General features: G+C 67.7%; 19 protein-coding genes. 12 read left to right on the top strand and 7 right to left on the bottom strand.

Going from position 1 to position 25,010, the window contains the following annotated elements; all coding sequences use genetic code 11:
* Positions 1-143 precede the first annotated feature (143 nt).
* Positions 144-266, top strand: coding sequence for a hypothetical protein (locus SR870_RS11660; protein WP_322518119.1), 123 nt, complete (start codon positions 144-146; stop codon positions 264-266).
* 56 nt (positions 267-322) lie between these two features.
* On the opposite strand, the gene SR870_RS11655 is transcribed toward SR870_RS11660, so the two are convergent.
* On the bottom strand, positions 323-2,362 hold the full coding sequence (locus SR870_RS11655; RefSeq protein ID WP_322518118.1) for a hypothetical protein: 2,040 nt from the start codon (positions 2,360-2,362) through the stop codon (positions 323-325).
* 136 nt (positions 2,363-2,498) lie between these two features.
* Between SR870_RS11655 and SR870_RS11650 the strand changes: the two genes are divergently transcribed.
* The gene (locus tag SR870_RS11650) at positions 2,499-2,768 is read left to right on the top strand and encodes a type II toxin-antitoxin system ParD family antitoxin (RefSeq protein WP_322518117.1); all 270 of its coding nucleotides are present in this window, start codon (positions 2,499-2,501) and stop codon (positions 2,766-2,768) included.
* A 9-nt stretch (positions 2,769-2,777) separates the two neighbouring features.
* Entirely contained in the window at positions 2,778-3,095 is a 318-nt protein-coding gene (locus SR870_RS11645) for a type II toxin-antitoxin system RelE/ParE family toxin (protein WP_322518116.1), read from the top strand.
* Between the two features lies 1 nt (position 3,096).
* On the opposite strand, the gene SR870_RS11640 is transcribed toward SR870_RS11645, so the two are convergent.
* Complete coding sequence (locus SR870_RS11640) at positions 3,097-4,164, bottom strand: UPF0104 family protein (RefSeq protein ID WP_322518115.1); 1,068 nt, start codon at positions 4,162-4,164, stop codon at positions 3,097-3,099.
* A 398-nt stretch (positions 4,165-4,562) separates the two neighbouring features.
* On the opposite strand from SR870_RS11640, the gene SR870_RS11635 reads away from it, so the two are divergent.
* Positions 4,563-5,069 (top strand): ferritin-like domain-containing protein, encoded by a 507-nt coding sequence (locus tag SR870_RS11635; RefSeq protein WP_322518114.1) that lies wholly within the window; start codon positions 4,563-4,565, stop codon positions 5,067-5,069.
* A 267-nt stretch (positions 5,070-5,336) separates the two neighbouring features.
* Here SR870_RS11635 and SR870_RS11630 read toward each other — a convergent pair whose 3' ends face one another.
* Positions 5,337-5,777, bottom strand: coding sequence for a hypothetical protein (locus SR870_RS11630; protein WP_322518113.1), 441 nt, complete (start codon positions 5,775-5,777; stop codon positions 5,337-5,339).
* Between the two features lie 137 nt (positions 5,778-5,914).
* Between SR870_RS11630 and SR870_RS11625 the strand changes: the two genes are divergently transcribed.
* On the top strand, positions 5,915-6,529 hold the full coding sequence (locus SR870_RS11625; RefSeq protein ID WP_322518112.1) for a hypothetical protein: 615 nt from the start codon (positions 5,915-5,917) through the stop codon (positions 6,527-6,529).
* A gap of 144 nt (positions 6,530-6,673) precedes the next feature.
* Here SR870_RS11625 and SR870_RS11620 read toward each other — a convergent pair whose 3' ends face one another.
* Positions 6,674-7,105 carry a universal stress protein gene (locus SR870_RS11620; RefSeq protein WP_322518111.1) on the bottom strand — a complete coding sequence of 144 codons (432 nt, stop codon included), beginning with the start codon at positions 7,103-7,105 and terminating at the stop codon, positions 6,674-6,676.
* A 100-nt stretch (positions 7,106-7,205) separates the two neighbouring features.
* The gene (locus SR870_RS11615; protein ID WP_322518110.1) at positions 7,206-7,736 is read right to left on the bottom strand and encodes a histidine phosphatase family protein; all 531 of its coding nucleotides are present in this window, start codon (positions 7,734-7,736) and stop codon (positions 7,206-7,208) included.
* Positions 7,737-7,829: 93 nt separating this feature from the next.
* Here SR870_RS11615 and SR870_RS11610 point away from each other — a divergent pair, with 93 nt between their 5' ends.
* The 3 genes from SR870_RS11610 to SR870_RS11600 all read left to right on the top strand — a co-directional run bounded on the left by SR870_RS11610 (position 7,830) and on the right by SR870_RS11600 (position 11,601).
* Positions 7,830-9,293, top strand: a complete 1,464-nt coding sequence (locus SR870_RS11610; protein ID WP_322518109.1) for an FAD-binding oxidoreductase — start codon at positions 7,830-7,832, stop codon at positions 9,291-9,293.
* A 146-nt stretch (positions 9,294-9,439) separates the two neighbouring features.
* A complete protein-coding gene (gene msrB, locus SR870_RS11605) occupies positions 9,440-9,937 on the top strand; it encodes a peptide-methionine (R)-S-oxide reductase MsrB (RefSeq protein WP_322518108.1) in 498 nt (165 codons plus the stop codon).
* Positions 9,938-10,119: 182 nt separating this feature from the next.
* A complete protein-coding gene (locus SR870_RS11600; RefSeq protein WP_322518107.1) occupies positions 10,120-11,601 on the top strand; it encodes a glycosyltransferase family 39 protein in 1,482 nt (493 codons plus the stop codon).
* Between the two features lie 17 nt (positions 11,602-11,618).
* On the opposite strand, the gene SR870_RS11595 is transcribed toward SR870_RS11600, so the two are convergent.
* Both SR870_RS11595 and SR870_RS11590 read right to left on the bottom strand, forming a co-directional pair.
* Complete coding sequence (locus SR870_RS11595; protein WP_322518106.1) at positions 11,619-11,891, bottom strand: hypothetical protein; 273 nt, start codon at positions 11,889-11,891, stop codon at positions 11,619-11,621.
* 104 nt (positions 11,892-11,995) lie between these two features.
* Positions 11,996-16,279: an ATP-binding protein gene (locus SR870_RS11590; protein WP_322518105.1), complete on the bottom strand. Its 4,284-nt coding sequence runs from the start codon at positions 16,277-16,279 to the stop codon at positions 11,996-11,998.
* Positions 16,280-16,547: 268 nt separating this feature from the next.
* Here SR870_RS11590 and SR870_RS11585 point away from each other — a divergent pair, with 268 nt between their 5' ends.
* The 4 genes from SR870_RS11585 (at position 16,548) to SR870_RS11570 (ending at position 24,847) form a co-directional block, all read left to right on the top strand.
* Positions 16,548-18,344, top strand: coding sequence for a flagellar hook-basal body complex protein (locus tag SR870_RS11585; protein WP_322518104.1), 1,797 nt, complete (start codon positions 16,548-16,550; stop codon positions 18,342-18,344).
* A 44-nt stretch (positions 18,345-18,388) separates the two neighbouring features.
* Positions 18,389-20,260 carry a flagellar hook-associated protein FlgK gene (flgK, locus tag SR870_RS11580; RefSeq protein WP_322518103.1) on the top strand — a complete coding sequence of 624 codons (1,872 nt, stop codon included), beginning with the start codon at positions 18,389-18,391 and terminating at the stop codon, positions 20,258-20,260.
* A gap of 7 nt (positions 20,261-20,267) precedes the next feature.
* Entirely contained in the window at positions 20,268-21,875 is a 1,608-nt protein-coding gene (locus SR870_RS11575; RefSeq protein WP_322518102.1) for a flagellar biosynthesis protein FlgL, read from the top strand.
* A 305-nt stretch (positions 21,876-22,180) separates the two neighbouring features.
* Positions 22,181-24,847 (top strand): DUF1522 domain-containing protein, encoded by a 2,667-nt coding sequence (locus SR870_RS11570; protein WP_322518101.1) that lies wholly within the window; start codon positions 22,181-22,183, stop codon positions 24,845-24,847.
* The last annotated feature ends 163 nt before the right edge of the window (positions 24,848-25,010 follow it).

Genomic DNA, 25,010 nt, shown 5'->3' with positions numbered 1-25,010 from the left:
GGACCGGCGGCGCATGGTTCGAGACGGCGCTGCGCGCCTCCTCACCATGAGGTCGTGCCTGTGGTGAGCGTCCCGGGGCGCCGGCGCTGACCATCGAAGACAGAACGGCTCTAATCAGTCTCCGAGGCGGGACGCGGCCGCGCATGGGCGCCGCAGGATCGCGCGGGCGCGTTCGGCTGCTGGCGGCCTATGACACATGTTACGACACATGGCACGCCGAGCGCACGGTCGACGTCAGCAAGATCAAGCCGCTCGAGGTCGCCTGACCGGCTGCCCAACCGGGCATCCCCGAACGTATCTCCCGCTGTGCTTCAGCGCAGCCTCACTGTGCCGCCGGTGGCGGCAGCGGCGCGCTGGTGACGTCGGGGGCGGATTCCAGCGACAGCACCGCTTCGGCCGCCGGCACCGCGGCGTCGGCCATCGCGGCGTGGCCTTCGGCTGAGGGATGGACCGCGCCGCCATAGACGGCGGAGACGACCCCCCAGGTGGCGTCGTGGATGTCGGCCGGCTGGATCGCGGCGGGCAACCCTTGGGGAAACGTCATCGCCGCGAAGTAACTGTCGTTGGCGTCGCGGATCCAGCGCGCGCGCGGCAGGTAGGCGCGGAACTTGCTGGCGCCGACGCCGCAGGCCATCGGCGAATTCGCCGCCTCGACGATGTCGCTGGTGAAGCTGTCGCCACGCGGTGAAAAGCAGGCGCGGTCGAATTCCGGATCGGTCTCGGCGCGGGCGCAGAAGCCGTGATTGGCGAAGGTGCGCTGATGCGCGTCGACGAAGGTCATCGCGTCGGCGGACGGATTGCGGCACAGCACGCCGCCGGTGCATTGCGCCAGATCCTTCAGCCGCGGCAGGAACTCGTTGTCGACGAAGGAGGCGACCGCCGCCAGCCGGTTCGGGTCGGCGTTGAACGACGGATGGACGTCGAAGCCGCCGCGACCGCCGGGGCAGGGGACGCCGCGGCTCGCCAGCGCCGGATTGGCGTAGGTGACGTAGATCACGCGCGACATGTCGCCGTCGACCAGGCCCTTCAGCGTCTCGCGCATCTTCGAAAAGCTCTGCGGCAGCGTCCGCGCCAGCGCGGACCGCGACTCCTCGATCGAGCCGATTACGCCGGAGCGGCGGAAGATGCCGCGTTCGGTCGGGCTGTCGACGATGACGTCGGCGACCAGGCCCGAGAAGTTGATGTCGTTGGCGCCGACCGACAGCAGCACCAGATCGAGCGTGCGCTGCGGCTGGCGTTTTCGCGCCGCGGCGACGGCCTCGCGGAGCTCGGTGAGCTGGCCGTTGACGCTGCCGGGGCAGTTGGTGCCGGATTTGGTGCGATAGCATTCGCGCGGCCGCTGCGAGCCGAACAGGCCGTCGGCGATGGTGGCGCCGGTGCAGGCCAGCGGCAGATAGGTCACCGCGATGTGTGGATGGCGCGCCGCCAGCGCCAGCGCACTACGGGTCTGGTAGCTGTACAGCGAGCGATGGCAGGCGGCGTTGAACCAGGTCGCCGAATAACGCTGCCAGTTCGCCAGCGTGTCCGGCGCCTCGCAGGCGCGGCCGCCTTTGTAGCCGGCGCGGCTCGGCCGATAGAACTGGCCCGGCCCGGCGCCGATGCCGGTCCCGATGCCGAGATAGGAGCGATAGCAGAAGCCCTCGTCCGACAGCCCGATCGGCCGGTCCGGATTGCCTTCGCCGGAGGCGATCGAGTCGCCGAGGCCGGCGATGAAGAAGTCGCGCACCACGATTTCGGTCGTCACCCGCAGCGGCGCGTCGGCGCCGCTGGTGACGTCGACCGTCGCCACGGTGGGCTTGCCGTAGCGGGCGCGGAAATTGATCGGCTCTGCGCAGTCCTGCGTGGCGTTGCGCGGGCCGTCGCCGTCGTCGAAGGTCCAGGCGCAGATCGCGCCGACCGGGATCGCGCCCGCCAGCCGCACCGTGACCGGGTGCTCGGTCGGCGTCAGATAGCTTTCCTTGACGCCGTCGCGGGTGCAGGGCTCGCTGACCCGGCCGGTGAGATCGATGCACAGCCGGTTGACGACATTGCGGGCCCAGCCGCGGCCCTCGCTCTGCAGCCCCAGCGTCTGCTCGGAGGCGAGCACCGTCAGCCCGCGCAGCGCCTCGGCCTGCTCGCGGAAGTCGCGCTCCTCGCGAAACAGCCGGAACCGGTTGCGGACCTCCCAGACGATCTGCATCGAGCCGTCGGTGACCGGGATCGCGGCGACGGGAGGGGCGATCGGTTGCGCGGCGCCGGGCTGGACGGCTGGCGGCGGCGCAAGCTGCGTTTGCGCGCGGGCTGCAGGGGACGCCAGCACGCCGAGGGCGGTGGCGAGCGCGACGAGAACGGCCGGACGACGGAGAAGGGGGACTGTGATCATGCCGCGTTTGACGCCTTGGTTTGGGCGAAAATATGGGAAAGCCGGGCGGATCCTCGTGACCCCTGAGCCGGATGTCTCCTGTGATTGCGCACGGTGTCAAGAAGTAGTAAAATTTCATACCTCTGAGGATGCTTGCATGGCCAACATCGAGAAGGTCAGCGTCGCGCTGACGGGTGAACAGGTCTCGCAGCTCAAGGCGGCTGTGGAGTCCGGCGAATACGCGACCACCAGCGAGATCGTCCGCGAAGCGCTGCGCGACTGGCAGCTCAAGCGCGAGCTGCGTCATGTCGATATCAAGCTGATGCGACAGCTCTGGGACGAAGGCGTCGCCAGCGGTTCGGCCGGCGAGATCGACCTGCCCGCGCTGCGCAAGGAAGCCCGGGCTCGGCTGAAGGCGAAAGGGTGAGTTGCGGCGATGCCGGTCCGGTTGACCTGGACGAAGGCGGCGCGTGACGATCTGCTCGACATTTATGAAGCGATTGCGCGCGACCAACCGGCGATCGCCGAACGCACTTTCGATCGGATCGAGGCGAAGGTCGATCTGCTCGGAACACAACCGCGAATGGGTGTGCGGCGGCGGGATATCCGGCCGGCTCTGCGAATGCTGGTGGAAGCGCCGTCTGATCCTGTATCGCACCGAGCCGGACACCGACGAGGGGCCGCTTCGAGGCGTGGAGATCGTCCGCGTCGTCGATGGGCGACGAAATCTCGCGGCTTTGTTCTGACGCCCTAGCTCAGCCCTGGTTCGAGGAGCGGCGCTGCGCGACCTGGCGGACCGTGGCTGTGGCGCTGAGCGGGTGGCCGGCGGCGGCGCGTTTTTCCTGCCAGGGTTTGACCACGCTCAGCCACAGCTCGCGCATGCCGAGGATCGAGATCGCGATGCCGAACGGCAGCAGGAAGTACAACACGCGGTAGATCAGCAGCGTGGCGATGATATCCTCGCGGGCGAACATCGGCAGCGCCACCAGCATGGCCGCGTCGAACACGCCGAGGCTGCCCGGGGCATGGCTGGCGAAGCCGAGCAGCGTGGCGAGGATGAACACCACCGCCAGCGACACGAAGTCGATATACGGCTCGGACGGCATCAGCATGTACATCGCCATCGCGCAGAAGCCGAGATCGACGACGCCGATCAGCACCTGCACCAGCGTCAGCTTGGCCGAGGGCAGCATCACCTTCCAGCCGTTCTGGCCGAGCTGCCGGCGCTTCTTGCCGGTCGCGATCCAGACGAAATAGGCCGCAATGCCGGCGAGGCAGGCGACGCCGATCAACTGATTGACGCTGTCCGGCAACAGATCCATCGCGCTGGCCGCAGCGGGGTGCCAGATCATGCCGATGCCGAGCACGAACAGATTGCCCAGCCAGAACGTCAGGCCGGAGATGAAGCAGATCTTGGCGACGTCGATCGCGGTGAGTCCATAGTCGGAATAGATCCGGAACCTGATCGCGCCGCCGGTGAACACGGTGGCGCCGAGATTGTGACCGACCACATAGGAGGTGAAGCTCGACAGCGCCGCGATCCGGTACGGCACGTGCAGCTTGCCGATGGTTCGCAGGGCGAAGAAATCGTAGAAGGTCAGCGTGCAGAACGCCCCGACCACGAACAGCGCGGCGAGCCCGATCTGGCCGGGGGTCTTCTCCGTCAGTGCGGTCAGGATGACGGCGCTGTCGACACCCTTCAGGGTGCGGACCAGCGACGTGATCGCAAAGCCGATGATCAGGACGCTCGCCACGATGCCGAGCCGTTTCCAGCCGACATAGGTCTTGAAGCCACGCCCCAGCGCGCTCAGCAGTCGATGCATTCGTCCTCCCGGCGGGGCGGCAACGCGACGGGAGCCGCATGCAACACGGCCTGGCACCTGGCACCCGACAAACTCATCCGCGCAATTCCTTAGGGCATAATCGGCCCGTCGCGCAATCCGGCCGGCGGCACGAACGACGCATCCTTGGGACGGTCGGCGCGGTTGGCCCTTGACGTGGCGCAAACGAGCCGTCCGGCCGCAGCATGGCGGCCCTCTTACTCGGACAGCTCTCGCCTCAGCACGTTCCATATAGGGGGCTCCGCGTCCATGCGCCATCGGATAGCGGCGTTTCGCGCGGCGCGCGGAACGGCTGTCCGGCGGGCTGGTTAACACCGGACCCGGGACGCGACGGAAGAACGATCGCGAAACCGCCCGCTGCTAACCCGAGAGGAACCGCGATGGGACTTTTTACCAAAGACATCAAGACCATGGATGACCTGTTCGTGCACCAATTGCAGGACATCTACTACGCCGAGAAACAACTCGTGAAGGCGCTGCCGAAGATGGCCGACAAGGCCACCGATCCGACGCTGAAGCAGGGTTTCATGACCCATCTCGAAGAGACCAAGGGCCATGTGAAGCGGCTGGAGCAGGTGTTCGAAATGCACGGCGCGCCGGTCAAGGCAGTCGATTGCCCGGCGATCGACGGCATCATCGAAGAAGCGGACGAAACCGCCGGCGAGGTCGCCGACAAGACCGTGCTGGACGCCGCGCTGATCAACGCCGCGCAGGCCGCCGAGCACTATGAAATCGTGCGCTACGGCAGCCTGGTGGCATGGGCGAAGCGGCTGGGCCGCAACGACTGCGCCGCCGTGCTGCAGAAGACGCTCGACGAGGAAAAGGCCACCGACAAGAAGCTCACCATGCTGGCCGAAAGTTCGATCAACATCCGCGCCGCGGGCTGATCGAATTCCGCTTGCTACAAAGTAAGCTGAGGCTAAACGCCGCGCAGGAGACTGCGCGGCGTTTTCACGCCGCGGGAAATTTGCACGAACGACTCTGCGGAAGTTGTATCGGCCGCCAAGTACGACAACCATATGACGACTGATATATGACGACTGATAATGGAGGCGACGTACTCGATGCGGCGCTGCTACGCATCCGGAGCGCCGAACGGCTCCGGTCGGGAACGCTGCGCACGCCGACCGCCAGCACGGCCTGCAGAGCCGTCCTCAGCCCTTGCGCAGCGCAAAATGCGCGCCGCAGAAGGCCATCGCGCAACCCAGCAGCAGTGTTGCCAGCCCCGAGACCACGCCGGCGGTGGTCGGCCCGGCCGACGGCGCCGAGGCCGCTTGCCCCGCTGCGGCCAGCACCAGGACGCCGATCGCGATCAGGAACTGCCGCATCCGCGGCGGGATCTGGCCGGCCACGGCGTGATGCATCAGCGTCGCGGTGAAGTAACCGCCGGCGAAGCCCGCGGTCGCCACCAGCCACCACGCCAGCGCCGCGCGCGCCGGCATGAATTCGGCCAGATCGGTCCGCCACAGCCCGCCGAGATCGAGCCCGAACCGCATCCCCAGCATGTGCAACGCCAGCGCCAGCAGCACGCCGCTGACCAGCGCGCCGGCGAAGATCAGATGGCGGGGGAAATAGGTGGTCTCGGATTTCGGCATCGGGACTCGGGCGATGGATCGGCCGGGACGTTGTAGGAAACCGGGAGGGCGCGGGCAAGCAGCCGGGCGGCGGCTTTGCCTCGTGTGCAGCAGAGCAGGCGGATCGGCCGCATTGCATCGCGACCGCCACTGCGGCAATGACGGCCGAGCAGGAGGCGGCGGTGGCACGATCGGATCGGAATGCGGACGCGGAGAAGGCCGCCTATGCCTTCAGGGCGTCGCTGATCGGCGCGGCGCAGCAATTCGAGCTGACCGACGGCGGCCTGGTGTGGCGGATCGGCCCGAGATCCGGGCTGTGGCCTTATGCGACCATCGCCAAGGTGCGGCTGAGCTACCGGCCGGTCTCGATGCAGTCGCAGCGCTATTGCGCCGACCTCGAGGACACCGGCGGCGCGCGGCTGCGGATCCTGTCGACGAGCTGGCAGACCGTGGCGCTGATGGCGCCGCAGAGCGATGCCTATCGCGGCTTCATCCTCGAACTGCACCGGCGGATGCGCGACGCCGGCAGCCAGGCCGAACTGGTCGGCGGGCTGCGGCCCGGCGTCCACACCGCCGCTCTGGTGCTGATCGCGGTGCTGGCGGCGGCGATGACCGGCCTGCTGGCGCGCGCGGTCGCGACCGGCTCGTGGTCGGGAGCGCTGTTCCTGGTCGGCTTCGCCGCGCTGTTCGGCTGGCAGGTCGGCGGCTTCATCCGCCGCAACCGCCCGCGACGCTATAGCTTCGACGAGGTGCCGAAGGATCTGCTGCCTTAGGAAGGTTGCACACGTCATTCCGGGGCGCGCCGTCAGGCGCGAACCCGGAATCGCGAGCTGTTCATCGTCCTTCGCAACAACTTCTGGATTCCGGGTTCGCGCTGCGCGCGCCCCGGAATGACTACAGCTAGGTATGACGTGTTGTTACTTGCCGTCCCGCACCACCAGCACCGAGCAGGGCGCGTAGCGGACGACGTGGCCGGCGTTGGAGCCGAGGAAGTAGCTGCGCATCGCCGGGCGGTGCGAACTCATCACGATCAGGTCGGCCTTGATGGCGCCGACCTCTTCGATGATCTCGTGATAGATGCCGCCCTGGCGCACCACGGTCGACAGCCGCGCCGGTTCGATTCCCGACGCGCCGGCGACTTCGGCGAGCGCCGCCTCGGCGTCGCTGCGCTGCTGGTCGTCGAAATCCGCCGGCACATATTCGGCCAGCACCACCGGGGTGATCGAGATCACGTGCAGCAGCCGCACCGTGCCGTCATAGGTGCGCGCCAGCGTCGCCGCGGTCTCGATCGCCGGCCGCGCCAGCGCGGTATCGGCGAGATCGATCGGCACCAGAATCGATTTGAACATCGAAGGCCTCCCACGACCGGACGGCGACGCACGCAGTCTAGCGCGAAGGCGGGCCAGTTCCAATTGCCGGGAGGGGCGTCGGGCGGAGGCGCCCTGCTTGCTAGCTCGCCTCGCGCAGAATCTTCGGGCTGACGAAGTGCTGCAGCTTGCCGGCGCCGAAGCGGGCGTCGGCCCAGTCGGCGATCGGGAAGTCGATCACCGCGACCGCGCTGGTCGGCATGCTGCCGGACAGCAACTTGCGGTCGCTCTCGCCGGCGCCGCAGGTGAGGCCGAGCGCCAGTTCCTGCAGGCCGGGATTGTGACCGACCAGCATCAGCCGGTTGATGCCGGCGGAGACCTCGTGGATCGCCTGCAGCAATTGCGCGGGGCTGGCGCTGTACAATTCCGGCAGATGCTCGACCTGCGGCTCGGCGCCGGGCGGGAACAGGTCGGCGAGGATGTCCCAGGTCTGGCGGGTGCGCGTCGCCGACGAGACCAGCACCTGGTCCGGCACCAGCCGGTGCAGGGCGAGCCATTCGGCGATGGTCGCCGCGTCGGTCCGGCCGCGATCGTCGAGCCGGCGGTCGTGATCCTTGCCGCTCGGCGCATCCGTTTCGGTCTTGGCGTGACGCAGCAATATCAGACGGCGCATGGATCCCTTCCGGCGGGCGCGAGCTTGCGGAATAATCGAGAAGTCCGGACAGGACAAGGTGACAAGCGTCCGGGCTGTCCGTAAGGAAACGTCATGACCCCGCCGGCGACAAGTGCGACCAATGGACCGGACCCGCTGGTGCCCGATACGGCGGCGGATCCGCACGCGCGGCTGACCTTCGATCTCGACGTCGACCTTTGCGTGATCGGTGCCGGCCTCGCCGGATTGTCGGTGGCGCTGGAGGCCGCGCAGCAGGGCCTCAGCGTCGCCGTGCTCGAAGCGCGGCGGGTCGGCTGGGGCGCGTCCGGCGCCACGCTCGGCAGCGTGATGCCGGGTTACGGCGTGCCGGTCGGCGACCTGATCGAGCGGATCGGGCTCGCGCACACCCGCGACCTTTGGGCGCTGTCGCGCGAGGGCATGGCGATCGTCGCCGAGCGCGCGTCCGAGGAGGCGATGCCGGGCATCGCGTTGACCGCAGGTGCGCTCGAAGTCTCCAATGTCGACCTCGGCGACCGGCTGATCGAACGGCTGCAGACGCTCGGCGTCGATTTCGGCACCGAGGTCGAGGGCTGGCAGATCGACCGCGTTCGCGACACGTTGCGGACCGACCGCTACTTCCATGCCATCCATTTTCCCGATGCGTTCCAGCTCGACGGCCGGCGCTACATCCGTGGCCTCGAAGCGATGGCGCGCCGCGCCGGCGTCCGGATCTTCGAGGACACGCCGGCGCTCGGCATCGACTTCTCCGGCATCCGCAAGCGCATCGCCACGCCGCACGCGCGGCTGCGCGCCTCCGACATCGTGCTGGCCGGCAATGTCGATCTCGGCGCGCCGTCGCCGCGGCTGACCGCGACGCTGCTGCCGATGTGGCGCGCCGCGGCGCTGACCGCGCCGCTCGGCGAGCGGCTGGCCGAGGCGATCGCGTTCCCCGGCTCGATCACCGATACCGACGGCGTCGATCACTACCGCATCGTCGGCGGCGACCGGCTGCTGTGGACCGGCCCCGAGACCACCTTCCCGGTCGCGCCGAAGCGGCTCGAAGGCCTGATCCGGCGGCGGATCGCGGCGCTGTATCCGCAGCTCGGCGCGGTGGCGATCGCGCAAAGCTGGAGCGGGGCGATCGGCCAGACCGTGCACGGCATGCCGCAGATCGGCGAATTGCGTCGCGGGCTGTGGGTCGCGAGCGGCTTCGGCCGGCAGGGGCTGGCGACCACCGCGATCGCCGGCCGGCTGATCGCGCAGGGCATCGTCCATGGCGACCAGCGCTGGCGGCTGTTCGATCCGTTCGAGCTGGTCTGGGCCGGCGGCCGGATCGGCCGCGTCGTCGGCCAGGGCGTCAGCATCGTCGAACGCCGCGCCGCGATGACCGCGGGCCTGCTGGCGCGCTACCGCGAACGCGCCGCCGCCCGCAGCCGGCTCCGCGAGGAGCGGCTGGAGGCCGCCAACAGTCGCGTGCGGGTCAATCGCGGGCAGCGGCCGGCCGCTGCAGCGCCGCAGGACCGCGGAGAGCCGGGGGCGCAGGACGCCCGCCGCAACGAGCCCGGCATGATCGAGTGATCGTGCCGCGGTGCACGCCGCGTCCGCTCGCGACAATGTGAGTGCGCGGGGAGGGGGCTGATGTAACTTCGGCGGAGCGGCTGCGTATCTCGGTCGAGGCCACGACCCGACCGGGCCGCTCGCGCCCCGCATCGCAGGGAGACACCATGATCGACCGCCGCATCCTGCTCGCTTCCGCCGCTCTCGCCGCGGTGTTCGGTTTCCGCTGGCTGCGGCCCGACGACGCCCGCGCCGCGGAAAAATTCGAGATCGAGAAGACGCCGGAGGAATGGCGCAAGCAGCTCACGCCGATGCAGTATCACATCCTGCGCGAGGAGGGCACCGAGCGGCCGTTCTCCAGCCCGCTGCTGAAGGAACACCGCAAGGGCACCTTCGCCTGCGCCGGCTGCGACCTGCCGCTGTTTTCGTCCGAGACCAAATACGACAGCGGCACCGGCTGGCCGAGCTTCTGGCAGCCGCTGCCGAACGCGGTCGGCGAGCGCAAGGATTCGACGCTCGGCATGACCCGCACCGAAATCCACTGCCGCCGCTGCGGCGGCCATCTCGGCCACGTGTTCGACGACGGTCCGAAGCCGACCGGCCTGCGCTATTGCATGGACGGCTTCGCCCTGACCTTCAAGCCGGAGCCGTCGAAGCCGAGCTGACGCGATCGCCAGGCGCGTCGTCCCAGAACGGGCGCCCAGCGCATTTGCCTTGTCGTTGCGTCTCAGTTCGACGTTTTCAAACCGCGGAAATCGCCGGCCCGATTGACAAGGCCGCGGCATCTCGCCTCTAACCGCCACAATTCAACATCTGGAAATGTTGCGGCTGGCGGATGGATCGAGTTTTGTCCCGGTGGGGTTTCTCCGCCGGTCTGTTGGCGCTGGTCGCGGCCGCGCTCGTGTTGCCTGTCGTGCTCGCTGCGCTGGTGTTTCCGACGCCGCTTTACGACACCCGCGAACTGGTCGCGTGGGGCCGGCATTTCCCGATGCTGACGCCGGTGCATCCGCCGATGATGGTATGGGCCGGCGGCGCTGTCGATCGCGTGTTCGGGCCGTCCGGCACGGCGATCGTGTTCGTCAACCAGATCTGCCTTGCGATCGGATTGGCGTATCTCTACGCCACGCTGCGCCTCCTGGTCGACCGCGCGATGGCAGCCTATGCGCTCGCGCTGACGGCGGCGTCGTTCTACGTCGTGTTCGCGCCGCTGTCCTGGGCGCTCAACGCCGACATCCTGCAGCTCACCTCCTGGCCGGCGGTGCTGTATCACTTCCTGCGCGGGCGCAGCACCGATCGCTGGCTGCACTGGATCCTGCTCGGCGTCTGGGCGGCGATCGCGGCGCTCACCAAATACAACGCCGCGGTGCTGTTCGCCGCGATGGCGGCCGGCATCGTCGCGGTGCCGTCGGTCCGCGCCTGCCTGCGCCGGCCGGGACCCTATCTCGCGGTGCTGGTCGGTGCGCTGCTGTTCCTGCCGCATGCGTTGGCCGCGCTGCGCTACGGCACGACGATCGCCTATGGCGAACGGCACTTCACCGGCTTCGGTTCGGTGGCCGACACGGCCCGGCGGCTCGGCCTGCTCGTCGCCGGCTATCTGCCGGTGCTGCTGCCCGGCGCGATCGTGCTGGCGGTCGCGGCGGGGCGGCGGATGATCGCGTGGCGTGTGCCGCGCTTTTCCGAGGCCAGTGACGAACTCAAGTTCATCGTCGTCGTCAACGTCGCGATGTTCGTGCTGCTGGCGGTGCTGATCGGCGTCTGCGGGCTGGAATACATCGCCCGCTACGGCGCGCCGTTCGCCGAACTCGCGGTGCTGACGCTGGCGCCGCTGTTCACCTGGAACGAGCGCCGGCGCGATCTCGCCGTGCGCCAGACTGTGTGGTCGCTCGGCGCGCTGTACGCCGTGCTCGCCGCCGGGGCTTCGGTCGTCTATCTCGTCTTCGCCTCGCATAGCGGGCTGCAGGAGCCGACCGCGCAGGCGGCTCGGATCATCCTCGCGGACTGGAACAGCAAGTACAAATGCGGTCCCGGTTACTATCTGGGCGACCGGCAGACCGTTTACGGCATCGGCATCGCCGCCGGCCCCGACGGCGATTCGATGACCATCAATTTCATTCCGAAGGCGCGCTGGTTCGATACGGCGAAGCTCGAGGCCAACGGCGCGGTGCTGGTCTACACGCTGCCGCAGGTCCCCGGCGATTTCGCAAAGGCGTTTCCCGGTGCGACGATGTCCGAGGAGAAGCGCATCAGCGTGCCGGTGCTGCGCACCCACACCGGCAAGACCAAGGAGTACTTCTATCGCTTCGTCGCGCCGAGAGCGTGCGGGGGCTGAGGCTGGAGAGCCTTCGCTCACCGCGCCAGCGCGGACCATTTCTCGGCGGCTGCGATCGCGGCCGGGCGTAGTTCGTCGGCCGGCAGGCCGCGGTGCAGCGCCTTGGCATATTCGCAGACCGCCATGAAGGTCGAGGCGCGGGCCTCGTCGACCTCGAAGGAGTGCGGCGTGCCGTCGCCGGTGACCAGCCCGACCAGCCCGTTGAGGATGCCCAGCGCTGCCTTCGAATCCGCAAGCTCGGTCTGCTGCAGACTGTGCAGCACGCGCTGCGCCATTTCACCTTCGCTCATGCTCTCCCGCTCCGACGTCGTGTCCGGTCGCCTGATACAAGAGCGGAATGCCGGATGTCGTGATCTGGCGCAAGCCGGAACCGGGGCGGACGAGGGGCTTCAGTTCAACTCGTCGCCCGGCCGCCATCCCTCAGCGCCCGGCGCAGCACCTTCGACAGGTCCTCGACCGAATACGGCTTGTGCAGCAGTTCGAAACCGTGGTGGCCGTGGTCGGCGAGGACGTGGGCATAGCCGGAATTGAGCACCACCGGGAGGTTGGGCAGGCGCTTCCTGATTTCGCGGCCGAGCGCGACGCCGTCCATGCCGGGCATCACCACGTCGCTGAGCACGAGGTGGAAGCGGGGCGCGTCCTCGTCGAGCAATCGCAGCGCCTGATCGGCGCTCGACGCAAGCACGACATCGTAGCCGAGGTCGTGCAGGAGCTGCGTCGAGAACTCGCCGACCTCGGCATTGTCTTCCACCAACAGCACGCACCGCCGCTCCTGCAATTTGCCGGTGTCGGCGTCGGGCGTGCGGTCACGGGTCTCGATCGGCTTGGTGCTGAGCGGGAGCCGGAGTGTGACTGTCGTGCCGCTGCCGACCGCGCTCTCGACGGTGACGTTGCCGCCGGATTGCTTGGCGAAGCCGTAAACTTGCGACAGCCCGAGGCCGGTGCCGCGGCCGACGTCCTTGGTGGTGAAGAACGGCTCGAAGATGCGGTCGATGTGGTCCTGCGGAATTCCCGCGCCGGTGTCGGCGATCGACACGGCGACGACGTCCTCGATGCCCGCGGCGGTTTCCTGCGCGGTCGGGGCAGCCCGGGCGACGCGGATTTCGAGCGCGCCCTGGCCGTCCATTGCGTCGCGGGCATTGGCGACGAGATTGACCAGCGCCGCGTCGAACTGATTGGCGTCGGCCTCGACCGCGAGCGGCCGCTCGTCGAGCCTCAGCGCGAAGCTGGCGCGCGAGCCGAGCGCGGTCCTCAGCATCTCGGCGATCTGCTCGATCTGGTTGGCCGCGTCGAACACCTGACGGTTCTGGGCGTGACGGCGCGCGAAGGTGAGTAACTGGCCGGTCAGCCTGGCGGCGCGATCGGCGGTGTCGGAGATCGCATCGACGTAGCGGCGCATCCGCTCCGGCGGCAGGTCGCGCCGGCGCAGCAGGTCGGCGGAGGAGCGGATCACGGTCAACAGATTGTTGAAGTCGTGGGCGACACCGCCGGTGAGCTGGCCGATCGCTTCCATCTTCTGCGCCTGGCGGAAGGCTTCCTCGGCCTTGCGCCGCTCGGTGATCTCGACCGCCTCCGGCACGATCGCGATGATCTGCCCCTGCGCGTCGTGCACCGGGCGCATCTGGAAGTCGAACCAGCGGCCGGCGCCGATCGGCAGATCGAGCTGGATCTCGCGCCGCACGGTCTGGCCCGCGGCGACCGCGGCGACGTCGTCGCGGATCATCTCCTTCATCCCGGGCGTGCCGGCGAACCACGGCGTATCCCACACCGGTCTGCCGACGATGTCCTCCAGCGACGCGCCGATGCCGGACAGCGAGGTGAGGTTGGCGTCGATCACCGCGCCGTCGACGTCGAGCAGCGCCTGATAGGTGTAGCTCGCGGCGAAGATGGTGCGCAGCCGCGCTTCCTTCTGCCGCAGTTCGGCGGTGCGTTCGGCGACCTGCTCCTCGAGCCGGTCGTTGAGGTCGCGCAAGGTGGTCTCGGTCCGCTTGCGTTCGGTGATGTCGCGGAAATACACCGAGACGCTCGCGCCATTGGTCGGCGCGACCCGCAGATGAAACCAGCGGTCGCTCGACGGATGTTCGATTTCGAACTCTGAGCCGAGCCGCTGGGTCATGGCGCGCTGCAGGCTCGCCTCTATCCGGCTTCCGATCACCGCCGGATAGACTTCGCGCGCGACCTTTCCGATCAGCGCCGAGGCCGGGCGCCGCATCATCCGTTCGGCGGCGGCGTTGACATAGGTGAAGCGATAGTCGCCGTCGAGCGCGACGAAGCCGTCGCTGATGCTGGCCAGGATGCCCTCGGCGCGGTCGCGTGCCGCCTGCGCTTCCTCCCGCAACGCATGTTCGGTGCGCAGCGCCTCGCGCCGCACCTCGGCGATGTCGAGATTGGAGCGCACCCGCGCCAGCAATTCGCGGGCGCTGAACGGCTTGCTGAGATAGTCGTCGGCGCCGGCTTCGAGGCCTTCGACCCGCGCCTCTTCGCCGGCGCGCGCGGACAGGAAGATCACCGGCACGTCGGCCAGCGTGGAATCGTTGCGCAGCGCCTTCAGCAGGCTCAGCCCGTCGAGCCGCGGCATCATGATGTCGGAGATCACCAGGTCCGGCCGGCGCTTCCAGGCCGCCTCCAGCGCGGCGACGCCGTCGCCGACCGTTTCGACCGCGTAGCTCTCGCCGAGCAGGCGGGCGACGTAGTCGCGCATGTCGGGATTGTCGTCGGCGAGCAGGATGCGCGGCCGCGTCGAGTCGCTGCTGATCGTGCCGCGCCCGAGATCCTCCGCGGTGGAGGCGTAGGGCAGCTCGGCGCCGGCCTCCGGATCGCGTTCGCCCTGCAGCCAGCCCATCGCCTCGTCGAGATAGGCCTGGGCGCGGACATTGGTGGAGACCTGCAGCGCATCGTGTCTTGGGCGGTCGGCAGGCAGATGCGCCGACCCGAACGGCAGCGTGACGCGGAAGGCGCTGCCGCGGCCGAGTTCGCTCTCGACGGCGATGCTGCCGCTGTGCAGCTTGACCAGTTCCTGCACCAGCGCCAGCCCGATGCCGCTGCCCTCGATCGAGCGGCCGCGCGCGCCGTCGATGCGGCGGAAGCGCTCGAACAGATGCGGGATGTCGCCGGCCGGAATGCCGGTGCCGGTGTCGCGCACGACGATCTCGGCGGAGCCGCCGTCCGCGGCCGGGCGCACCGAGACCCCGATCTCGCCCTCGAAGGTGAACTTGAAGGCGTTGGACAGCAGGTTGAGGACGATCTTCTCCCACATGTCGCGATCGACATGGACCGGTTGCGGTAGCAGCGGCGCGTCGATCACCAGACGCAGTCCGGCCTTGTCGATCGCCGAGCGGAAATTGGAGGCGAGCTCCGCGGTGAACGACGACAGATCGACCGGCGTGAAATGCGCGGTGACGCGGCCCGCCTCGATCCGCGCGAAGTCGAGCAGGGTGTTGACGAGTTTCAGCAGCCGCAGGCCGTTGCGGTGGGCGATGCCGAGCAGAGACTGCTGATCGTTCGGCAGCGCCGCCTGATTCATCACGTCCTCGAGCGGGCCGAGCATCAGCGTCAGCGGCGTGCGGAATTCATGGCTGACATTGGAGAAGAACGCGGTCTTGGCGCGATCGATCTCGGCCAGCGCCTCGGCGCGGCGGCGCTCTTCCTGATAGGAATCCCCGTTGGTGATCGCCGCGGCGATCTGCGCCGCCACCAAAGCGAGGAAATCCCGATAGGCGGCGTCGTACAGCCGGAACGGGTTGAGGCCGGCGATCAGGAAGCCGGACGGGCCGGTGTCGCCGCTCGACTGGATCGGCAGGACGATCGCCTGGCTCGGCGGCTGACGCCAGCCTCCGGTCGGGAAATCGAAGCCGAAATGCGCCGACAGATCCGGCATCAGCCGCGGCTCGTCGAACTGGAGCGCGTCCGCGAGCGGCCAGCATTCGGCGCCCGCATCCAGCGACAGCACCGGCTTGACGCCGGGGTGATTCGCATCGATGCCGGCCGAGGCGGCGAGACGGGCGCTCGCGCCGCCGGGCTCGACCAGATAGATCAGCGCGAACGGCAGGTCGCGGGGATCGGTCGACAGCGCCGCGGCGGTACTTTCGCAGGCCTGCGCGACGGTGCGGGATTGCGCGGCGCTGCTGGCGAGGTCGCGCAGCAGCGACAATTGCCGCTCGCTGATGACGCGCTTTGTGTCGTCGGTGTTGGCGCAGAAAATGCCGCCGGGGGAGCCGTCCTCGGTCGGGATCGGGCTGTAGGAGAAGGTGTAGTAGGTTTCCTCCGGAAACCCGTTGCGCTCCATGATCAGGAGCTGTGCCTCGACATAGGTGCCTTCGTGGCCGCTGGTCGCCTTGGCCAGCAGCGGCGCGATGTCGTCCCAGATTTCGTGCCAGACCTCCCGGGTCGGCCGGCCCAGCGCCCAGGGATGCTTGCCGCCGATGATCGCCTTGTAGGGGTCGTTGTAGAGATAGATCAGGTCATGACCCCAGCCGATCCAGATCGGCTGCTGCGAGGTCAGCATGATGCGGACGGCGGTCTTGAGCGCCTGCGGCCATTGCTCGGGAGGACCGAGCGACGTCGCCGCCCAATCGAATTGCCGCAGCAGGGTCGTGAGTTCGCCGCGTCCGAGAAACAGGTTCTCGTGACCGGCGGATCCGCGCCCGGGCGATGACCCCGGCCAATCGACGTCTGCCAACACTTCCCCCGCACGTTGAACGGGCCGAACGCCCGACCCGGCAAATGGTTCCATCAGGAAAACCGCCGGCTTTCGCGCCTCGGGATCGGCAAATGTTGCCGCCGCCCGGCAATTCCAGCTCCTCGGAAAGGCCTGCTGCGAGTCCCCAAGTCACTGAAAAACAACAAATTTGCCTGTTGGCACGGCGATTGCCGAGAGAGCGCAGGATCGTGTCGTGAAGTCTGACAACAAGCGGCCGCGCGTCGGCTCGAATTGGGAGAAGTGAGTAATGGGTATCTTCGGCGCTCTCACCACCTCGGTCGCGGGCCTGCGCGCGAACTCCTATGCGCTCGAAAACATCTCGGGCAACATCGCCAACTCGCAGACCACCGCCTTCAAGCGCGTCGACACCTCGTTTCTCGATCTGATCCCCCAGGCCGGCACCAACCAGCAGCTCGCAGGCTCCGTGACCGCGGAATCGCGGCTGACCAACACGCTGTCCGGCTCGGTGCAGTCGGCGTCGGTGTCGACCTACATGGCGATCAACGGCGAGGGCTTCTTCGCCGTGCAGAAGCCGGGCTCCTTCTCCGACAACAGCCCGGTGTTCACCGGCGTCAACAACTACACCCGCCGCGGCGACTTCTCGCTCGACAAGAACGGCTATCTGGTCAACGGCGCCGGATACTATCTGCAAGGCGTGGCGATCGATCCGACCACCGGCAACCCGGTCGGCAGCACGCCGACGGTGCTGAAATTCCAGAACGACTTCCTGCCGTCGCAGGAGACGACCAAGATCAACTATCGCGCCAATCTGGCGCGCTATCCGCTCACCACCAAGCACGACAACTCGATCCCGGGTTCGGAACTGCTGCGCGCCGCCGACTTCGCCAACAACCCACAGGTCAGCGGCACCACGCCGCCGCCGTTCGGCGACAATTCCAGGGCCGGCTTGCAGATCAACAGCAAGGCCGGCACCGCGATCACCGGCGCCACCACGCTGAGCGGCGCCGCCAGCTCCAATTCGATCGGCGTCAATTTCGCGGTCGGTGACGCCATCGTCGTCAACGGCACCACCATCACCTTCACCGCGTCCGGCGGCACCGACGACGCCACCAATATTCCGGTCGACTCGACGATCACCAATCTGCTGAGCAAGATCGACGCGATTTCCGGCGGCGGCGCGGCGTCGACGGTGACGTCGGGTGCGCTCGAGCTGCACACCGGCACCGCCAGCGACCTGACCATCACCTCGACCAGCGCCGCCTTCGCCTCGCTCGGCCTGACCAGCCCGTTCAGCGTGATCCGCACCGGCGGCGGCACGGTCGGCACCGGCCAGGTGATCGGCTCGGACAACCAGACCTTCCTCGACGAGTCGATCTCGGGTGGCGCCACCACCGCCTATGACGGCTCCGGCGCGCCGGTGAACGTGCAGTTCCGCTGGGCGAAGATCGACTCCGCGACGCTCGGCACCGGCCATTCCGACGTCTGGAACCTGTTCTATCAGGTCAATCCCGACGCCACCGGCACCGCGGTCGCCTGGCAGAACGTCAACACCAACTTCACCTTCAATTCCAGCGGCCAGATGAACCCGGTGATCGGCCAGCTCACGCTGACCAACCTGACGGTGTCCGGCGTGTCGCTCGGCAACGTCACGATGTCGTTCGGCACCGGCGGCCTGACGCAATTCTCCGACACCAACGGCAACGTCCAGGTCAACCAGTTGCAGCAGGACGGCTACGCCGCCGGACAATTGACCAGCGTCTCGGTCAGCAACGAGGGCCGCGTCGTCGGCTCCTATTCCAACGGCCGCAACATCGATCTCGCCGAGGTCTCGGTCGCCACCTTCAACGGCGCCAATTTCCTCAAGCGCATCGACGGCGGCGCGTTCGAGGTCACCAACGAATCCGGCGAGGCCCTGTACGGCAAGGGCGGCAGCATCTCGGGCTCGTCACTGGAATCGTCGAACACCGACATCGCCGACGAATTCACCAAGCTGATCGTCACCCAGCAGGCCTATTCGGCCAACACCAAGGTGATCACCACGGCGAACACCATGGTGCAGGACCTGCTCAACGTGATGCGCTGATCGGCGCGTCGCCTCTTCTTCGTTCGTCCAACCGGTAGTCGGTCATGAGTCTCGGAGACGCACTTTCGATCGCAATGGCGGGCCTGCGCGCCAACCAGGCTTCGATGTCGCTGGTGTCGTCCAACGTCGCCAACGCCGAGACGCCGGGTTACGTCCGCAAGACCGTCAATCAGGTCACCACGCTGTCCGGTCCGTCGGGCAGCGGCGTCCAGATCAACGGCGTCAATCGCGAGCTCGACGCCTATCTGCAGGCGCAGCTCCGCACCGAGACGTCGGGCGCGTCCTACGCCTCGTTGCGGTCCGACTTCCTGCAGCAATTGCAGGGCCTGTTCGGCGATCCGAACTCGAACGGCACGCTGGAAGACGCCTTCAACGGCCTCACCGCGGCGGCGCAGGCGCTCGCCACCAGCCCCGACAGCACCTCGGCGCGGATCGGCGTGCTGAACGCCGCGCAGGTGGTGTCCGGCGTACTGAATTCGATGTCGAACGGCATCCAGACGCTGCGCACCGGCGCCGAGACCGGCCTGACCGACTCCGTCAACACGGCGAACAATCTGCTGCAGCGGATCGCCAGCATCAACAACAACATCCGCACCAACCCGGCCGGCGGCACCTCGACCGACGCGGCGACGGCGTCGCTGCTCGACCAGCGAGATGCGGCGATCAACCAGCTCGCGCAGTTGATGGACATCCGCGTCGTCACCGATGGCTCCAACCAGGTCACGGTGTTCACCGGCTCCGGCATGCAGCTCGTCGGCATGCAGGCCGCGCAGCTCAGCTTCGACGCCCAGGGCACCGTCACCCCGAGCACCACCTGGAATCCCAACACTTCGGCGAGCGAACTCGGCTCGGTCCGGATCGTCTATCCCGACGGCAGCACGGCCGATCTGACCAATTCGCTGAAGTCCGGCAAGATGGCGGCCTATGTCGAGCTGCGCGACAATTCGCTGGTGAAGGCCCAGACCCAGCTCGACCAGTTCGCCGCGGCGATGGCCAGCGCGCTGTCGGACAAGACCACCGCCGGTACGCCGGCGACGTCCGGCGCGCAGACCGGCTTCGACCTCAACCTGACCGACATGAAGGCCGGCAACACCGTCAACATCAGCTACACCGACATCACCACCGGCGCGCAGCGCACCGTGTCTGTGATGCGCGTCGACGATCCGGCGGCGCTGCCGTTGCCGCAGACGGCGACGCTCAATCCCAACGACTACGTGGTCGGGATCGATTTCTCCGGCGCCTCCGGCTCGGTCACCGCGCAGCTCAACGCCGCGCTGAACGCCCGCAACCTGCAGTTCACCGGCACCTCGCCGAACATCACGGTCCTGAACAATCCCGGTTTCTCGACGGTGAATTCCGCCTCGGTGACGACGACTGTGACGTCGCTGACCGGCGGCAGCGCCGAGGTGCCGTTGTTCACGGATGCCGGCTCGCCCTACACCGGCGCGATCGGGGCCAACGGCACGCAGATGACCGGCCTCGCGCAACGCATCTCGGTCAACCCCGGACTGATCACCGATCCGTCGCGGCTGGTGGTGTATTCGACCACGCCGCAGACCGCGGCCGGCGACACGACGCGGCCGGATTTCATCACCAAGCAGCTCGCCAGCAGCAAGTATCTGTACTCGGCGACGACCGGAATCGGATCGAATGCCGCGCCCTACAAAGGCACGCTGGAGAGCTTCCTGCAGCAATTCGTCAGCCAGCAGGGCTCCAACGCCCAGGCGGCGTCGCAGCTCGCGGACGGACAGAGCGTCGTGCTGAACACGCTGCAGCAGAAGTACTCGACCCATTCCGGCGTCAACATGGACGAGGAAATGGCGCATCTGCTCTCGCTGCAGAACGCCTATTCGGCGAACGCGCGGGTGATGTCGACGGTCAACCAGATGTATCAGACGCTGATGCAGGCTTTGTGAGGCGGCGATGGCGATCGATGGCGTAAGCGGGCGGACTTCCTATATCGGCTCCGGGATTCTCAATCTCCGCAGCCAGATCGAGGATCTGACCGCGCAACTCGCGAACGGGCGGGTCTCGACGAGCTATGCGGGCATGGGCACCGGGCGCGGCCTCGCGATCGGGCTGCGCGCGCAGGTGGCGAACATCGCCAGCTATTCCGACACGATGACCAACATCAACACCCGCATCAGCGTCGCCAATCTGTCGCTGCAGCGGCTCAACGCCATCGGCAGCGAGGTCAAGGGTGCGGCCGCGAGCGCCGGCTCGACGCTCGACAATACCGGGCAGACGCCGGGGCAGAAGACCGCGTCGCTCGACTTCTTCGATTCCGTCGACATGCTGAACGCGCAGTCCAGCGACCGCTACCTGTTCTCCGGCCGCGCCACCGACACCGCGCCGGTGACGGCGGCCGACCAGATCATGGACGGCAACGGCGCGGCGATCGCCGGGCTGAAGCAGGTCATCAGCGAGCGCCACGACGCCGACGTCGGCACCACCGGGATGGGACGCACCATCGTCTCGGCCGGCGCCACGCCGAACTCGGTGCAGATCGGCGAGGACTTCGCCGCCAATCCGTATGCGCTGCCGACGCCGATCGGCGCCTCGCCGTTCGGGCTGAAGATCTCGTCGATCGCCACCACGATCGTCGGCGCCACGGTGACCCAGCCCACCGAAACGCCGCCGACCATTGCGCCGGCCGCACCCAATCCGGTCGCGATGGGCATCGATCTGGGCGGCGTCGTGCCCACCGAGGGGCAGACCGTTTCGTTCACCTTCGACCTGCCGGACGGCACCCAGGAGACCATCAAGCTGACGGCGTCGTCGCAGACGCCGCTGCCGGCGAACAGCTTCGCGATCGATCCGGGCGACCCGCTGGCGGTGCCGCCGGTGCCGGCGTCGCCCTCGATCACCGCCGCGAATCTGCAGACGGCGCTCACCGACGCGGTGCAGAAACTGTCGGGCAGCGCGCTCGCCGCCGCCTCGGCGATCAAGGCCGGCGACGACTTCTTCGCCAACACGCCGCCGCTGCGCGTCGCCGGCACCGCGCCGTTCGGCAACGCCACCGCGCAGGTCGCCGGCACCCCCGCCGACACCGTGTTCTGGTACAATGGCGAGCCGGACTCGGCGTCCGACCCCGCGCGCGGCACCGCGATCGGGCGGGTCGACGACGCCATCACCGTGCGATACGGCATCCGCGCCGACGAGCAGGCGCTGCGCAAGCAGTTGCAGACCGTGGCGGTGTTCGCCGCGGTGACCACCTCGGCGACCGACCCCAACGGCTCCAACAAGCTCGCCGCGCTGAACCAGCGGGTCGCCGCCAACCTCGCTACCGTGCCGGGCGAGCAGACGATCCAGAACATCCAGGCCGATCTCGCCGGCGCGCAGGCGGCGATGAAATCCACCGCGGATCGCCAGACCCAGACCAAGGCGCTGGCGCAGACCATGCTGGACTCGATCGAAGGCATCAACAACGACGAGGTCGCCACCAAGATCCTGGCGCTGCAGACCAGCCTGCAGGCGTCGTATCAACTGACCTCGCAGCTCTATCAGATGAGCCTGGTCAAGTTTCTCTAGTTAACGATCTCTCAACAAACGGGCCGCCGTCGCGCCCACGCACGGCGGCCCTAATGTTTGTTCAGCGCGCAGCGCGGACGGTGCAAGTCACGCGAATCCCAGCACCTTTCGAGGAATGAGGCGCTCGCCGGCGTCGCGGCGAGGTTTCCGGGGCGCGTCGCGCGGCGCGAGGAAGCCCGTGAAATTACGCGGAGTCATGTCGGTCAAAGCCGCTGCCGCTCCTTTACGCATTTTTAGAGTCTGCCGGTCATGGTTCCGCGGTCGATCAAGAAGATCGCAGTTGTGCACCAGGAAGGTAGCAAAAAATGTCAGGTATCGTTCTCTCGAATGCCGTCCGCCAGAACCTCTCGTCGCTTCAGGCCACGGCCGATCTGCTCGCCACCACCCAGAGCCGCCTCTCGTCCGGCAAGAAGGTGAACTCGGCGCTCGACAATCCGACCAACTTCTTCACCGCCGCTTCGCTCGACGCGCGCGCCAGCGACATCAACAACCTGCTCGACGGCATCGGCAACGGCGTGCAGATCCTGCAGGCCGCCAACACCGGCATCACTTCGCTGACGAAGCTCGTCGACAGCGCCAAGTCGATCGCCAACCAGGCCCTGCAGACGACCTCGGGCTACGCCACGAAGTCGAACGTCTCGGCGACCATCGCCGGTGCGACCGCCGAGGACATCCGCGGCACGCAGAGCTTCACCAACGCGACCGCGACCGGCAACGTGATCTTCGACGGCACCGCCGGCGGCACCACGGCTGCGGCGGGCACCGATACGCTCGGTGGCGCGATCGTCAGCATCGCGGCTTCGGCGGCCGTGACCGTTCTCGGCGCCGCTGACAACACCGCGCTCGGCAGCGTTCTCAGCGTCGGCACCGCCGCCGCCACCGCGGCCGGCAGCAACCTGATCAGCGAACTGACCAACGGTTCGACCGTGACGGCGACCGGCCCGGCCGCTGGTGATTCGATCACCGTCAACGGCAAGTCGATCACCTTCACCACCGCCGGCGCGTCCAGCAAGGACTCTTCGGGCAACTACACGATCGGTCTCGACCAGACGGTCAACTCGCTGCTCGACACCATCGACACCATCAACGGCAACACGGGCCTGTCCTCGACCGTTACGGGCGGCAAGCTCGAACTGCACTCGGGCACCAACAGCCCGCTGACGGTCGGCGACAACGCCGGCGGCGCCGTTCTGGCCAAGCTCGGCCTGACCGCGCAGACCGTCGATACCGCTGCCGCGACCGCGTCGGCGAACATCTCGGCGAGCACCCAGCTGTTCAACACCCATGGTGGCCTCACCACCACGGCGATCGCTGACGGCACCCAGCTCACCGTGAACGGCAAGACCATCACCTTCAAGACCTCCGATGCTCCGCTGGGCAACAACATCCCGACCGGCACCGGCGTTCTCGGCCGCATCGGCACGGATGGCCAGGGCAACTCGACGATCTATCTCGGCGACCAGACCAAGTTCACCAACGCGACGGTGGGCGATCTGTTGACCGCGATCGATCTCGCGAACGGCGTCAAGGCGGCGTCGATCTCGGCGGGTGTCGCCACGATCAGCACCAACTCCGGCCAGACCGCGTCGGCTGTCGCCACCGGCATCACCACCATCCAGAGCTCGACCGGTGGCGATCTGAACGTCACCGGCTGGACCGACCTGTTCAAGAACCTCGGCCTGACCACCGCGTCCGGTACCGGTCCGCTGACCCTCACCAAGCAGCGCACCACCAGCGGCACGACGATGGGCACGCTGATCGCGGACGGTTCGACCCTGAACGTCAACGGCAAGACCATCACCTTCAAGAACGCCGCGGTTCCGACCGCGTCTTCGTCCCACACCGGCATCTCCGGCAACGTCGAGACCGACGGCAGCGGCAATTCGACCGTGTACCTGCAGAAGGGCACGCTCGATGACGTCCTGAAGGCTGTCGACCTCGCCACCGGCGTCCGCGTCGCCACGCTGGGTATTTCCGGCGCGACGATCGCGACCGCCAATGGCGCGGCCAACTCGTCGATCACCAGCGGCTCGCTGAAGCTGTCGACCGGCCTCGCGTCGGATCTCAGCATCAACGGCACCGGCAACGCGCTGGCCGCCCTCGGCCTCACCGGCCCGAGCGGTTCCTCCAGCTCGTTCACCGCAAGCCGCGGCGCCGCCGCCGGTAGCCTCGACGGCAAGACCTTGACCTTCTCCTCCTTCAACGGCGGGTCGGCGGTCAATGTCACGCTCGGCGACGGCACCAACGGCACGGTCAAGTCGCTGGCCCAGCTCAACGTCGCGCTGGCCGCCAACAACCTGACGGCGTCGATCGACAACGCCTCCGGCAAGCTGACGATCGCGGCCTCCAACGACTACGCCTCGCGTACGCTGGGCGGCTCGGACGGCGGCGTGATCGGCGGCACTCTGGCCTCGCAGTTGACCTTCACCGTGCCGACCGGCCCGGTGGCCGACGTCAACGCCCAGAACACCCGCGCCGGCCTGGTCAAGCAGTTCAACGACGTGCTCGACCAGATCAAGACCACCGCTCAGGACTCTTCGTTCAACGGCGTCAACCTGCTGAACGGCGACAACCTGAAGCTGGTGTTCAACGAAACCGGCAAGTCGACGATCTCGATCCAGGGCGTGACCTTCAACCCGACCGGCCTCGGCCTGTCGACCCTCACCTCCGGAACCGACTTCATCGACAACAACGCGACCAACTCGGTGCTGACCAAGCTGAGCGCCGCTTCGACCGCCCTGCGGTCGCAGGCCTCCGCGTTCGGTTCGAACCTGTCGATCGTGCAGGCCCGTCAGGAGTTCTCGAAGAACCTGATCAACGTGCTGCAGACCGGCTCGTCGAACCTGACGCTGGCCGACACCAACGAGGAAGCGGCGAACAGCCAGGCGCTGACGACCCGCCAGTCGATCGCGGTGTCCGCGCTGTCGCTGGCCAACCAGTCGCAGCAGAGCGTGCTTCAGCTCCTGCGTTAAACGTGAAGCGATCGTCGAACTAACGATCTGGAAGCGGCGGGGGAAACCCCGCCGTTTTCTTTTCCGGGCGCCGCTTCGCCGGAGCGGGGCCCGACATGATCCGATCCGGCCGCGCCGGCATTCGCCTTGCCCTGTGCGGCGAAATGTGGTCGGAGTGATTCAT

Source organism: Rhodopseudomonas palustris (assembly GCF_034479375.1).
GTDB classification, from domain to species: Bacteria; Pseudomonadota; Alphaproteobacteria; order Rhizobiales; family Xanthobacteraceae; genus Rhodopseudomonas; species Rhodopseudomonas palustris_M.
This window is presented reverse-complemented; position numbering and strand designations above follow the sequence as displayed.

What these genes read in the sequence shown, in the direction of transcription:
- SR870_RS11660 (WP_322518119.1), top strand. Translation starts at nt 144, where the DNA reads ATGGGCGCCGCAGGATCGCGCGGGCGCGTTCGGCTGCTGGCGGCCTAT.
- SR870_RS11655 (WP_322518118.1), bottom strand. Translation starts at nt 2,362, where the DNA reads ATGATCACAGTCCCCCTTCTCCGTCGTCCGGCCGTTCTCGTCGCGCTC.
- SR870_RS11650 (WP_322518117.1), top strand. Translation starts at nt 2,499, where the DNA reads ATGGCCAACATCGAGAAGGTCAGCGTCGCGCTGACGGGTGAACAGGTC.
- SR870_RS11645 (WP_322518116.1), top strand. Translation starts at nt 2,778, where the DNA reads ATGCCGGTCCGGTTGACCTGGACGAAGGCGGCGCGTGACGATCTGCTC.
- SR870_RS11640 (WP_322518115.1), bottom strand. Translation starts at nt 4,164, where the DNA reads ATGCATCGACTGCTGAGCGCGCTGGGGCGTGGCTTCAAGACCTATGTC.
- SR870_RS11635 (WP_322518114.1), top strand. Translation starts at nt 4,563, where the DNA reads ATGGGACTTTTTACCAAAGACATCAAGACCATGGATGACCTGTTCGTG.
- SR870_RS11630 (WP_322518113.1), bottom strand. Translation starts at nt 5,777, where the DNA reads ATGCCGAAATCCGAGACCACCTATTTCCCCCGCCATCTGATCTTCGCC.
- SR870_RS11625 (WP_322518112.1), top strand. Translation starts at nt 5,915, where the DNA reads ATGACGGCCGAGCAGGAGGCGGCGGTGGCACGATCGGATCGGAATGCG.
- SR870_RS11620 (WP_322518111.1), bottom strand. Translation starts at nt 7,105, where the DNA reads ATGTTCAAATCGATTCTGGTGCCGATCGATCTCGCCGATACCGCGCTG.
- SR870_RS11615 (WP_322518110.1), bottom strand. Translation starts at nt 7,736, where the DNA reads ATGCGCCGTCTGATATTGCTGCGTCACGCCAAGACCGAAACGGATGCG.
- SR870_RS11610 (WP_322518109.1), top strand. Translation starts at nt 7,830, where the DNA reads ATGACCCCGCCGGCGACAAGTGCGACCAATGGACCGGACCCGCTGGTG.
- msrB (WP_322518108.1), top strand. Translation starts at nt 9,440, where the DNA reads ATGATCGACCGCCGCATCCTGCTCGCTTCCGCCGCTCTCGCCGCGGTG.
- SR870_RS11595 (WP_322518106.1), bottom strand. Translation starts at nt 11,891, where the DNA reads ATGAGCGAAGGTGAAATGGCGCAGCGCGTGCTGCACAGTCTGCAGCAG.
- SR870_RS11585 (WP_322518104.1), top strand. Translation starts at nt 16,548, where the DNA reads ATGGGTATCTTCGGCGCTCTCACCACCTCGGTCGCGGGCCTGCGCGCG.
- flgK (WP_322518103.1), top strand. Translation starts at nt 18,389, where the DNA reads ATGAGTCTCGGAGACGCACTTTCGATCGCAATGGCGGGCCTGCGCGCC.
- SR870_RS11575 (WP_322518102.1), top strand. Translation starts at nt 20,268, where the DNA reads ATGGCGATCGATGGCGTAAGCGGGCGGACTTCCTATATCGGCTCCGGG.
- SR870_RS11570 (WP_322518101.1), top strand. Translation starts at nt 22,181, where the DNA reads ATGTCAGGTATCGTTCTCTCGAATGCCGTCCGCCAGAACCTCTCGTCG.